We start from the raw sequence: 13,232 nt of genomic DNA on the forward strand, positions 1-13,232 counted from the left end.
TACCAAGAGATGGATATGATCTGGCATCATATGACCTTCAATAATTTCTACACCTTTCCATTTACACAAATCTTTAATTATTTTTTGAATATCCGCTCTCAATTCATAATAAATTATTTTTCTTCTATACTTTGGTGTAAATACGATATGATACTTGCATACCCATTTTGTGTGTGCTAAACTGTTTGCCATAAAAGCATCGTCCTTTCTTATGTAAAATATTTAGGCTTGAACACCCTTATTTTACAACAAGGACGATGCTTTTTGCTTAAGCTTTAATCTCACCCGCAGAGCGGGCGGTTGTTAAAGGCTGCTTTGCAGTCTTCAGCACTAAAGTAATAAAAGAAAAACCTCCAAAGACTGTTATTTCTTTGGAGGTTTCATATTTCTGATGCTTTCTGTAATTCCATCAATATCAGTTAAATGCAGGGCCGCCGCCTTCTGTCAGGCAGCCTTCTGTTGTCTGTTCGGGAATCTGTTCCACAGGTGCCTGCTGAGGTTCAGATGCAGCGGGTGCACTCTGCTGTGCGGGCTGTGCAGGTGCTTCCTGCTGTACTTCTTCTACGGGAGCAGGTTCACTTGCCACTTCTTCCTGAGATTCTGCGTCTTTCTGTGCTTTCGAAGCAACTTCCTGTTCCTTTGTGGATACAGTATCACCAGATGCTTTGCTGGTGTATTTCGCAAAAACAACATCATCTTCCAGACACAGTTCCACATTCTGGTCAATATCATCCATTCCCAGAGAACTCAGTTCATAAACTGTGCCATCTGCCAATGTAATCTGTACCTGATATACCACATTCAGAGCAATATCTTTTTCCCCTACGCCTTCTGTTTCACCTGCTTCTTCCGGCATATAGAACCATTCTGCTGTTTCACCATTTTTCAGAACAGCATCGCTTGCCAGCATATTGGCAGGATATGCTTCCTCATCGGAAGTTTTTACGGAAATACCTGTCACATCCTGACCAATGCTGTTTTTCAGCAGAATGTCATAAGCCCCTTCCGCTTCTGTACCGATGACCTGATACTGCGGTTCGGTAGTAGCTGTTTCTGCTTCTTCCTGTCCGCAGCCAGCCACTGCCATACACATTGCTGCCGCAAGAACAAGTCCCCATACTCTTTTTGCTTTCATTTCATTACCTCCCTAAAGATTCCATGTGATTTCTTTACTGCAAACGATAAAGGGCTGGCTACCATTTACCGCAATTACATTCAGCTGTATGTTTCCTTCCGGCACACTGCCGCCTTTCAAATATAGATGAAAACCATTGGCTTCCCCATCTTCTGTTTCTGCATAAAAAGTTTCGTATGTTTTGGTTTCCATGGTGTTTTCATCTCTCACAGAAACATAAATCTGTGTGTCTGGCTGCACATATTTTTCATCTAAAGTGCCTTTGATTTCCAGAAAAGAACCTGCTTTTTCCGCAGTCATTTCTGTGTTTGTCTGCGCTTGAGGTGCAATCATATTTTCCACCTCAGGGCATTCCACAATGGGCATATCTGTGATGAAATCATCCAGATTTCGTTCTACTTTTTCAATGACCACTACATCCGGCTGGTACTGCTCCACCTGCAGCAGATTATACGGCACCAATCTGGAAAAATAACCTTTTTCAAATTCTCCTGCCACAAAGGGAAGAAGGCTTTCCCCGAAGGAATCTCGATACATCAAAATACTGCCTGTTGCGTCAGGACTTTCCGTTTCAATCCAAGAATCCATATTGTCCTTTACTTCATTGACATAGACAAAATCGGATGCAGTATCATAGAAATAATCGTCCTCTTTCTGCACCGCTTTTGGAAAAAGCATCTCATCCAAATCGCCGCTATGGACTTTTTCCACATCAAAGGGCACATTCAGATAAGTTTCGTAATCTTTTCCCACCTGCTCCATGAGGTTTCTATATGCCAGTAATGCCCCCTGATTGTTCCAATGGGAATCCCGCTGGAAATACAGAACTTCCTCTTTTTCCTGAAAGGCTCCATACAGATCAATGTAAGAAATGCCTTCCTGCTGAAAGCGTTCTGTCAACATTTTCAGATTGCTTCCATCCCATTTTTGATAATAATAAGGCATGTTCTCATCATACAAGCTGTTTTTGTTAGGCGGCACCATAAGATAAAAGGCACTGCCCTGCTGCTGCACATAGTTCTGGATGAGTTTCAGATTATGAAGGATGGCGTTCATTTCTCTTTCCGAAAACAAATTGGTCCCCTGATAATCGGCTGTGGTTCCACTGAAATACAGCCAATCATTTTTTCCCAGAACCACCTGATCTGTTGCACTGCTTTGGATTACATTCTTTCGCAGCAGAGCGTTTGCCGTAACCCAATACTGCCGCAAAGCGAAATGATCCTCAAAATAAGCTCCCATTTCACTTAGATACTCTTGATTCCATCCTTCCTCGGTTTTCAGCGAAGGAAAGGAAGCCAATTCTGTATTTTCGGTAGTTTCGTCGCTTCTCCAAAACAACATGCCTGCAAAGGGAAAAACCAAGAACGCCCATACGGCTATGATAAATATCAAATATTTCTTATGTTTCATTTTGCAAAGCCCCTAAAATCTAAAATAAATAAATGGATTATATGTTCCGCTGGACAAACTCAGCATACACAGAATCAGCAATACAAAACTTGCTATATAACTGAAGTATACCGCCGGTTTCCTTAAATTCTCCCTTGCCAAACAAGCTTCAGCAGCTTTTGGAATCAATGGCGCACTGCCAAACACTGCCACCACCAATGTCACAAGGAATATGGGTGTTAACTGCTCCCATACCACTGCCATCTGTACAGAGGAAAATTCCCAACCGCTAAACATAGTGCCGATCATGAACATTCCCTGTCCAAAAGTATCCGCGCGGAACATGACAAAGCCCACACACACAACAAGTAATGCGTAAATATGCGCCAGAACCTTCGGCAGTTTTTTCACGGGACACACCTGTTCAAAGAGAAGGAATACCCCATGCCATAAGCCCCAGAACACAAAAGTCCAGTTTGCACCATGCCACAAGCCCGTTGAGAAAAACACAATCATTTTGTTCAGGCAAGTACGCGCCTTTCCTTTCCGATTGCCACCCAAAGGGATATACAGATACTCCTTGAACCATGTGGACAAAGAAATGTGCCATCTTCTCCAGAATTCCTGAATATTGGAAGAAATGTAAGGATAGCGGAAGTTTTCCAGAAAACGGAACCCAAACATATGCCCCAAGCCGATTGCCATATCGCTGTAGCCGCTGAAATCGAAATAAATTTGCAGCATATACGCAATGGCTGCAATCCATGCGGAAAGAATGTTCAATTCTCCGGCACCAGCAGCAAACAACGCATCTGCTGTGACCGCCATGGTGTTGGAAATCAGGACTTTTTTGGAAAGACCTATGATAAATCTTCTGAGACCTTCCGCAATTTCTTTCACATCTGTATTTCGGTTGTCGATCTGTTCCTGTATGTCATGATACTTTACAATGGGTCCGGCAATGAGCTGCGGGAAAAAGGAAATATAGAGCATCACATTCCAAAGATTCTTCTGCGGCTCCACTTCTCTGCGATAAACGTCAATGACATAGGATAATGCCTGAAAGGTAAAGAAAGAAATACCAATGGGCAAAGCTAAGCCAGCCAAAGGAATTTCACTACCGCAAAGCTGATTGACAGTCTGTACCATCATGTCCAGATACTTGAACACCACCAGAAGCCCAATATTGATAATCACCGCAATGGCAAGAATCCATTGCCGTTTCTTTTTATTTTCCGTTCCCAGCAGTCTGCCAAAAATATAATTTATGATGATGCTGGCAATCATCAGCAGTACATAAACCGGTTCACCATAAGCATAAAACAGCAGACTGACTATAATAAGCAATACATTTCTGATACGCAGCGTCGGAAGCAGATAATAAAGTGCCAGTACCACCGGCAAAAAAATACATAAAAATGTCAGTGAACTAAATACCATATCTTTCTGCCCTACCTATCGCACGTATTTGATGACAGGACTATTTGCCGGCTGCATATAGAAATTATATCTAGGCACTTCATCCTGCATATCCGGGTCACAGATATATGTCCCGCCGTCTTTGGTGATTTCCACCCAGCCATGTGGGCCATAACCGCCTGCTGCCATAGCAACTTTGCCCTCTACATATTTTGCATCATATCCCAAACCTTTGGCAAGCTGATAAAACGCACCAGCATAGCAGAAGCAGTTGCCCTGGTGGTTTTCAAATGCCAATACTGCATACCACTGATCCGCTGTATAGCCTTCCTTTGGTTCTACGGGAATGGGCAATTTTTTATAAGAAACGTTATCTACGACCCATTTGTAGCACGCATACAAATCATGACCTACCTGATCGTATACTTCATTAACATGGTTGCTGATACGAATCTGCGCTTCGCTGCCCTCAATGGTGCCGGACTGTGTGCCAGCAGGAATCCGCAAACCATTTGCCAATGTCACATATGCCTGCGCCTGATACAATCCAAAATGCAATTTATGATTGATGACATTTCCTTTGACTGTATAAACCCCATTTCCCTGTGCAACGGCAGGATACCAGTAAATATCCCCTTGATTACTGTCACGCCAGAGCGCCACTTCTACTTTTTTCACATCATCACTGGCGGTAATACCAGAAACTGTGACTGTAAAATCCCCTGTTTCCTGATTTACAGAAGTAAATGCGATGTTATTTGCCTTTGCGTAAATGGGAATATCTGCAAAAGCATCCGGCATATATGTTTCACAAAGATGGGTAATCATCGCAGCGCAGACAGCTCTGCTTGCACTGCCCTGAGGATTCAAGAGCCTGTCTTTTCCTTCCCCGCTGATCATACCTGTTGCCACTGCCCAGGAAACCGCTTCTTTTGCAGAAGGAGATACTTTTTCCGCATCCGCAAACTGTGACAAATCCGCTCTTTCCTGTGTGTCGAAACCTTTCTGCTGGGCATAGCGGAACAGCATGGTGATCATTTCTTCTCTTGTGATCTGATCTTCCGGTTTGATGGATGCTGTACGGAATCCATCCAGCAATCCTGTCTGATCTGCCCAGAAAATTGCTGGTGCATAATAAGCATTTTCTGGAATAGACAATGTATTTGCGGAAAGGCTAACTTCCGGTGAACCTTCCATACGATAAAGAACTACCGCAAACTGTACCTTACTCAGCTCTTCATTGGGCGCAAAACCGCCATTGACCATGCCCGTCATAAGCCCTTTATTCATCACATAACTAACAGCAGGATAAAACCAATTTTCTTTTTTTACATCTGTAAACAGTTCTCCTCCCGTATAAGAATCACTGTTGGTTTCTACTTGTACATCCTCCTTCACAACGGTTTCAGATGTAGGCTGTACAGCCGCTTCCTGTATTTCCTCTATTGTAGGTTCTTCAGAAACAGTTATTTCTTTCTGACTCCCATCTGCCAGATAAAGAACAGCCGTATTTTCACTCTGTGCACCATTCCCAGCAATCTCTATTTGATTTTCCTGAAATTCTACTGTATATAATGTATCACTTTCCAACCAAGTGACTGCATCCAATACTGCTGTTTTTGCTATATCATCACATTCCTGTGTAAATGTCACAGTTCTCTCCGTAATCTGACTTGCCTCAACGATTTCTGATTCATCATTTCCTTCGTAATGATAACGCAGCTGAACAGATTCCGGTATTTCATCACCATCACCTAGCTGAATCATAATTTTCACTTCATTTGTATCCTGATTTTCACCCAGATACAAATATTCGAACGCCCCTTGCACTGTTTTATTTGCAGCATTTTCCATGTCCTGTGCCAAAACTTCTGTACCAGAAATTCCTGCAAACAGCACAGCAGCTACGCCTAAAGCAGCAGCCCCGTATAATTGCTTCAAGTGTTCCATCCCCTTCGCATTTTTCCTCTTTTTTTGACATTTTTATTATAACTCCGACATATGATTCATGCAAGGTGTTTCATATTTATTAATCGCATCCGAAAACACGACATCTTTCAATCACAGTAAAATCCTTTGTTTTCTGGGAAATTCTATTATTTATAGAATTTTTTCAGAATTTCTCTAGTTTTATTCTATACATCTATATTCCATACTTTTTGTCACACACATTTGTCCGCAGTTTTTTATATACAAAACAAAAAACCAGTATCTTTCCTTTATTTTAACGGAAAGATACTGGTTTTGCTTACAATATATTTATTTTGATTTCATTTAGAAGAACTTCCAGAAAGCGGAAAATCGAAATATGTTTCCGGATAAGGTTCTTCTTTCAAATTATAGTGCCACCATTCGTTTTCATAAAGCACAAATCCATGGCGTGTCATCAGGTCACATAAAAGTTGACGATTTTCCTTTTCTTCCTTTGACACAGTTTCACAGGTATGGTGGGATTTGACATCCATAAAGTCAAAACATGTTCCCATTTGGAGCATTTCATTTGTTTTTAAGGAATATAACGTTAAATCAATGGCACTTCCACGGCTATGACTGGATTTTGCAGCCACATATCCCTGAGAAAGCAATTCTTCTCGCTTGATATTGGGATAATGGATTTCTTTTCTTCTGCCATCTTCTGGTTCCGCCGCCCATCGAATAAAATTGTCGACAGCTCTTTGGGGGCGATATGCATCCCAGACCAAAAGACCATATCCCATCTGATTTGCTTCTTTTTGCACTTCTTTCAATGCATTTGCCAGTTCTTCTGTAGCGACAATACGATTGACATCATACCCATCCACAGGTTTTCCTGTGAAATTGTCCCAAGTTGCATATTTCGCATCCCAACGGATTCCGGGGATGACTTCATCCAAAAAAACAAATCCTTTTTCCATACTTATTTTCCTTCCTGCAATGCCATTTCGATACAGTGGTCAATGAGTTCAGTGAATGTCATGCCTGTTGCCAGCATCATACGAGGATAACGGCTGTAAGATGTGAAACCGGGCATGGTGTTTACTTCGTTCAGAACGATGGTACCATCTTCCTGCAGGAACATATCCACGCGGGAAAGGTCTTTGCAGCCCAGAACTTTGTACATTGCTTTTGCTGTTTCCTGGATTTCTTTCCGTTTTTCAACGGGCAGGTTTGCAGGAACTGTAAATACAGCGTTTTCGGAGCCTTCTTCAGGATGGTCTTCCTGATGGATACGGAAAATACCGTGAGACAGTGTAATCTGGTCCACTTCCCCTACTTTCAGGTCATCACCATTGCCCATAACAGCGCAGCCAACTTCCATACCACTGATTGCTTCCTCAATCAGAACTTTTTTATCAAATTCTCTTGCAACATCAACAGCAGCCTGCAGATCTTCGGGTTTGCTTACTTTTGTTACACCAAAGGAAGAACCAGAACGAGCAGGTTTTACAAAAACAGGGTATTTCAATGCAGATGCGTCTGCATTTTCGCCATCATGCAAAATTTTGAATCCGGGTACACGGAATCCATGATTGCTTACTGTCAGGTATGTCATAGATTTATCCATACACAATACAGATGCAGGAATGCCACAACCTACATAAGGGATACCTGTTGCTTCCAACAGACCCTGAATGGTGCCATCTTCCCCCATTTTACCATGGATCATAGGGAAAACAACATCCAGAGGAACCAATTCATAAGTACCGTCTTTCAGTACCAGCATACCTTTATCCTGTTTATTAGTGGACAAAATTACACGCTGCGTGGTTTTTTCATCCCAGTCAGCTGTCGGTTTTTCACAGAGCTTCCATTCGCCAGATCTGGAAATACCGATATAAACGGGATCATATTTTTCTGTATCGATATATTTCCAAATTTCTTTGGCAGACTTAATGGATACGTCATGTTCTTCAGAACAACCACCAAATAATACTGCAACCTTCTTTTTCATACGATTTGCTCCTTTCAAAACATCATGGATTCATTGTTTACACTGGTTCGATCAAATAAATTCTATTGAATATCTGCACGATATATGAATCTTCCAAACCCAATCCTGTCGTTTCAACACAATTTTGAAACGCAGATTCCATTTAACCTTAATATTAAGAGTGTATCATAGATGGAAAAAAAGAACAAGATATATGACATTTCTGTCTCTTTCCCCGGACTTTTAATTTTATCATGTTAAGTATAAAAATGCAACGAAAATACACGTTGATTTGTATTAGGACTTTCAAAAGTTATCCTATGAAGCAGCAAAGCAATATATGATATTTTTTCCAATCCACAATATTAGAAAAAACGCAGCTATAGAGCCATAGCAAAGAAAGCTGAAATCCTTGTCATATAGAGGATTTCAGCTTTCTTATTCCTACTGAGATTTTATTTGATATATTTTGTTCTGAATACAACCATCGCAATTCTCTATAAAAAATCAAGGAAAAGAAAAACTCGTTTTTTAAAGGGAAGTTGCTTTCTAGCCATGGCTTTTTCCGCTGTCAGTAGCCGTATTCTTTTGCAATTCGTTCCAGTTCTTCCGCATCCGCATTACGGATTCTGCTTTCATCCAGTATCATGGCAGGCATGCCAGCCACTGCTCCGGCATAAACTTCAGAGAGAAGTTTGCTTCTGAGTTCTTCTGCATCTCTATCATTTTTCCCCATGATGCACTCTCCTTTCTCATTCATTTCATAAATCCTCATCGTCCCAATCATCATCCCAGTCCTCGTCGTCATCTTCATCATCAAGGAGTTCCACGCGAGGCGGCGCGAAATCAAAGAAATAGGATTCCTCTGGGAAATTCCACTGGGCAATGGCTTCTGTAGATACCTTTTCCAGCATACAGCCGAAGAAATATTCCCTACCATCAGAGCTCATGAAATGGGGTTTTTCATTATGATATTCCACAGAAATATCCAGATTCAAATCTGCCATACAAATTTTGAAAAGGTATGTAACAAACTCTTCGGGATATTCCTGCCAAGGACGTTTTCCATTGAAAAAATCCTCCACGGAAAATTCATGTTCAAAAGCTTCTTCCAGTGTACCGAAAATCTCTTTCGCATCATCTCCAAGAAATAATTGTCCGCCAGCATCTACCCAGATACCATCTTTTCGTGTCAGCACCGCACGCTGGATAGAATATTCCATAACCAGAAGGTTTTTGCCAAAATCCGTTTTCTCAGGCGGGTTCAGCTCATACTCCAGATATTCTATCAAGGAAACTGTGTTGGAATACAGATCGAACACACAGCTTTCCCCTTTTACATCTTCTCCCGTATACTTCAACCGCACTGCCGCTTTTTTTGCTGATGCTTCTTTGTCATCAAGATAGCATTCCAGTTTCCAAACATCATCATCCTCACGCAATTCACAAATGGTGTCGGAACCAGTAGGAGAATAAAAACTATAATAGTCTGTCGTATCGGTCACAGAAAATGTGATCTCCACCCCAACAGCGATTTCCAACTGTGGATGTGCCTTGGCAATCTGATTGATAAAATCCAGAACCACCAAAGCGATATTGGAAAAATGATCCCACTTCAGAACTGCTTCTTCCTCTGTATTGGGAATTGCTTTTAATTTTTCCCGCAGCATAGAACTGATATAATCCGCTTCTGATTTTACCTCTTTATTGATATAATTCTCCGGCAGTGTTTTCACCCAGTTTTCAATGACTTTGGGAATATCCTGCATCAATGCGCCGCTGCCATGGATTCCCACTTGAAAATCGCCATCATACCGCATAGGGCACACCTCCTTACAAATCAAACCAATTCAAAACGAATTTTCTTTTTCGCAGCGTATCTGTGGGCAACAGAACCTCTTTTTACCTGCAAAATCACTTTATACTCGAAAACACCGAACAGTTCCTGTGCTTTTGGATAAGCGGCAAAGATACCATTTCCACCGTCATCAATCTGTGTCACAGACGCGGGAATGGCAAATTTTTTCTTGCTGTATCCCCATTCTCCCGGAAGAACCGGACCATAGTTGCAGCCGCAGGCGTACAAACATTCTTTTCCCAAATACCGCAAGCCTTCTGGCAGTTCCAATTCTGTAATGCTTTCACAATAAAACAGTGCTTCATTATCAATCTTCACAAGTCCTTTTGGCAATTCCAGTTTTTCCAGTAATTTGCAGTTTTTCAGCATCTTTCTGGACAAAACAGTCATATTCTTTGGCAAATTCAATTTTTTCAGAATTTTGCAGTCCTCAAAAGCAGAAACGCCAATGTCTGTACAGCTTTCCGGCAACACTACTTCTTCTAAGGAAATGCAGCCCTTGAAAGCATTCTTTTCAATCAGTTTCACACCATCAGGTACGATGACTTTTTCCACATACTCATTGCCTTCAAAAGCCCCCTTGCCGATTGTTGTTATTTTTTTGCCGTCCATTTCGGCAGGAATCTCAATGACGCTTTCTTCGCCTTTGTATGACTGGATTGCAGCCGTTCCATCTTCTAAGTCACTGATTTCAAATGTGCCTTTTTCCACAGGTGTATCCGGTAAAGCACTCAACAGATATTCCAGTATTTTTTCCTGTTTGCCACGCTTTGCTGCTGCAATAAATTTTCTTCTGCATTTTTCAATATTGGGATAACGCTTTAAGCAGGCAAGCAGATAGCATTCCGCTGGCTGTGTAAATCCTTCTCCGGAAATCCGCTCTTCCATTTCAGAATCCATATCCACATATCCATACTCAATACTGGTATCTCCTAAAAATGAAAAGTCCTCCAATTCTCGACAATCACAAAAAGCATCATCCTTTAATTCTGACAAACTTTTTGGTATCGTTACTTTTTTCAGTTCACTGTACTGAAAACATAAATTTCCAATTTCTTTTAAGGACTCCGGCAATATTACCTCATCCAAATGTGAATATTGAAAAGCAGTCACTTCGATCTCTTCCACACCATCAGGCACAGTATAGGTTCCTGTCTTTTGGCAAGGCATCTTTATGAGTCTTTTGCCGTCTTTGGTGTAAAGCACACCATCAACATCTTTCAAATATGGGTTTTCCGGATCAACAGTAATTTGTTTCAAACTTTTTGCACCATAAAGCGTACCAAGCCAAACATCATAAATGTTTTGGGGCAGAGTAATGCTTTCCAATTCATTCCCATTGGCGGCAGAAATGGCAATGGTTGCCTGTTCTCCTGCTTTCGCTATCATTTTTTCCGGTATCACCAGATCTTTGTTCTCGCCGGTATAGCGCAGATCGCATCTTTCACCCTTCCGACCAGATGCAGAAAACTCAAAATCCTTCCATTTACTCATGTATGATTCCCCCTTTTCTTTTACAGAAAACGGAACAGGTCATATTCCGCAATGATTTTAACATCCTTGCCTTTTGCCCGTTGTTCCATGACTTGATCAATCTTCTTGGCACCTGCTGAACCAAAATCACCCAAAACAAGGTAGTTTGTTTTACCGCTGACAGTGCTGGTACACCTGCCGCCTTTGGCTTCAATCATTTTCTTAACCTCATCTCTGTCACCGTCACAGTTTTGGAAATCTCCGGTCAAAACAAAGGCGCTGCCACTGATTTCCAAAGAGTCAATCTCATCCAGAGGATATTGCGGCTCTGTGTCCCAAGTGTTGACATCTCTATCTTCGTCATCATCCTCGTCGTCATCATCGTCATCATCATCTTCGTCATAAAAGTCAAAATCTTCGCCATAGCCTTCATCTATGTTTTCTTCTACTGGACACCCCCACATTTCCTCGTAGAATCCGTTAAGTTCTTCCCACTCCTCTGTATCAGGTGAAAACTTCAGGAAAAATTCAATGAACGGGTCTTCGCCGCAATCACCAAAATATTCTATGATTTCCCAATAATCATCTGTATCTTCAAATATATCTGTAGGTGTTACATTATTTTTTACCCACTTACGCAGTTTTTTTCTATTTACATCAGACAAAAAGTTTTCAAAAAAATCCACAGCTTCATCCAGAGCTTCTGTTTCATAGTCATCCCAAGATGGTACAATATCCTCACATTCCATTATTTTATAGCTGATGCAGCTTCCGTCTCCAGAAGTAAACTGACCAATCTCATGGATATGTACGCCGCAGCCTTCTTCCACATCCTCAAAATCCATCTCGATCACAAGATGATTTTCACACATGATTTTCAGGAAGTTTTCATACTGCTCCTCTGTAAGGGAATGAATCAGTTCGCCATTTGGTCTTTTCGGTTTTTCTTTCAGCCAATCTCTTGTCCAATCCTCAAATGAGTCCAGTGTGCCCGAAAATGACCATCTTCCGCAGCCAAAAAAGTACGATGTCAGGTGTTCCTCATCGAAACCATCATAGCTTTGAATCCCATACTCGCCGTAAAATTCCCACATATCCAGTACTAGTTCCAAAGCAGCAATGGCTTCCTGCGTCCAGTCACCTTTTAATGTAATTTTCCCGCTTGCACTCGAAATATTTGCCATAATCCATCGCCTCCATTATACACATAGTAATTTTATCAATTTTTTTGTTGATAATTATGCTTTAATTTACATAATTTCCCATATCCGTAATCACATTATACAATATAAATATTTTTATTTCAACAATCAGCTGTTTTTTAACAAATACAGCAGTTTATAAATAAGACTTATGCTTTTAAAAGATTATGGGCACAAAAAAAGATATGCCATATTCAAATAAATAAACTGACATATCTTTTTTGCAAGCAAACATAAAAAAAGAACTTCGAATCACTTCGAAGTTCTTCACTGGATTCCGGCGACCATCTACTCTCCCAGGCAGCTTCCCACCAAGTACCATCGACCGCTCAGGTCTTAACCGTCGTGTTCGGAATGGGAACGGGTGTGTCCCCTGAGCGCATCATCACCGGAAATATGTAATTATTGAAGATCTACACCTTCAAAACTGAACACAATCCGTTAACGAGTCACCTGATGCTTACAAATCTTCGACCTAACACCGTAGGTGTCAGAGATGATTTGTATCAGGTGAGGTTAGTGGTCTTTTCCGTAGGAAAAGAAACAACCTCATTTCATAAAATCTTTTTATTAGGTCAAGCCCTCGATCTATTAGTATTGGTCAGCTGAACACGTTACCGTGCTTACACCTCCAACCTATCTACCTCATTATCTTTAAGGGATCTTACTTCCGAAGAATGGGAAATCTTATCTTGAGGGCGGCTTCACGCTTAGATGCCTTCAGCGTTTATCCGTTCCATACATAGCTACCCGGCTGTGCAGTTGGTCTGCAACCGGTACACCAGAGGTACGTCCATCCCGGTCCTCTCGTACTAAGGACAGCTCCTCTCAAATTTCCTGCGC

General features: G+C 41.4%; 11 protein-coding genes and 2 rRNA genes. All 13 read right to left on the bottom strand.

Annotated features, from left to right (window positions below; translation table 11 throughout):
- Positions 1 to 192: IS200/IS605 family transposase (tnpA, locus tag BUB35_RS15780; protein WP_143185478.1), on the bottom strand; the 192-nt coding region annotated here is incomplete at its 3' end.
- A gap of 223 nt (positions 193 to 415) precedes the next feature.
- On the bottom strand, positions 416 to 1,135 hold the full coding sequence (locus tag BUB35_RS15785) for a hypothetical protein (RefSeq protein WP_072853307.1): 720 nt from the start codon (positions 1,133 to 1,135) through the stop codon (positions 416 to 418).
- A gap of 12 nt (positions 1,136 to 1,147) precedes the next feature.
- Positions 1,148 to 2,548, bottom strand: a complete 1,401-nt coding sequence (locus BUB35_RS15790; RefSeq protein WP_072853309.1) for an alginate O-acetyltransferase AlgX-related protein — start codon at positions 2,546 to 2,548, stop codon at positions 1,148 to 1,150.
- Positions 2,549 to 2,560: 12 nt separating this feature from the next.
- Positions 2,561 to 3,967: an MBOAT family O-acyltransferase gene (locus tag BUB35_RS15795; RefSeq protein WP_072853311.1), complete on the bottom strand. Its 1,407-nt coding sequence runs from the start codon at positions 3,965 to 3,967 to the stop codon at positions 2,561 to 2,563.
- A gap of 15 nt (positions 3,968 to 3,982) precedes the next feature.
- Positions 3,983 to 5,887, bottom strand: a complete 1,905-nt coding sequence (locus BUB35_RS15800; protein WP_159432905.1) for a GBS Bsp-like repeat-containing protein — start codon at positions 5,885 to 5,887, stop codon at positions 3,983 to 3,985.
- 329 nt (positions 5,888 to 6,216) lie between these two features.
- Positions 6,217 to 6,840, bottom strand: a complete 624-nt coding sequence (gene vanX, locus BUB35_RS15805) for a D-Ala-D-Ala dipeptidase VanX (RefSeq protein WP_072853315.1) — start codon at positions 6,838 to 6,840, stop codon at positions 6,217 to 6,219.
- 2 nt (positions 6,841 to 6,842) lie between these two features.
- Positions 6,843 to 7,877 (bottom strand): D-alanine--(R)-lactate ligase, encoded by a 1,035-nt coding sequence (gene vanA / locus BUB35_RS15810; protein WP_072853317.1) that lies wholly within the window; start codon positions 7,875 to 7,877, stop codon positions 6,843 to 6,845.
- 550 nt (positions 7,878 to 8,427) lie between these two features.
- Positions 8,428 to 8,616 carry a hypothetical protein gene (locus BUB35_RS15815; protein ID WP_072853319.1) on the bottom strand — a complete coding sequence of 63 codons (189 nt, stop codon included), beginning with the start codon at positions 8,614 to 8,616 and terminating at the stop codon, positions 8,428 to 8,430.
- Position 8,617: 1 nt separating this feature from the next.
- Complete coding sequence (locus BUB35_RS15820; protein WP_072853321.1) at positions 8,618 to 9,676, bottom strand: hypothetical protein; 1,059 nt, start codon at positions 9,674 to 9,676, stop codon at positions 8,618 to 8,620.
- Between the two features lie 20 nt (positions 9,677 to 9,696).
- Positions 9,697 to 11,208: a leucine-rich repeat domain-containing protein gene (locus BUB35_RS15825; RefSeq protein ID WP_072853322.1), complete on the bottom strand. Its 1,512-nt coding sequence runs from the start codon at positions 11,206 to 11,208 to the stop codon at positions 9,697 to 9,699.
- Between the two features lie 20 nt (positions 11,209 to 11,228).
- Positions 11,229 to 12,371, bottom strand: coding sequence for a BRCT domain-containing protein (locus BUB35_RS15830; protein ID WP_072853324.1), 1,143 nt, complete (start codon positions 12,369 to 12,371; stop codon positions 11,229 to 11,231).
- A 293-nt stretch (positions 12,372 to 12,664) separates the two neighbouring features.
- A 5S ribosomal RNA gene (gene rrf, locus BUB35_RS15835) occupies positions 12,665 to 12,782 on the bottom strand.
- A gap of 178 nt (positions 12,783 to 12,960) precedes the next feature.
- Positions 12,961 to 13,232: ribosomal RNA gene (locus BUB35_RS15840) — 23S ribosomal RNA — on the bottom strand; the annotation flags it as partial.

It is taken from the genome of Anaerotignum lactatifermentans DSM 14214, assembly GCF_900142265.1.
Classification (GTDB): Bacteria; Bacillota; Clostridia; order Lachnospirales; family Anaerotignaceae; genus Anaerotignum; species Anaerotignum lactatifermentans.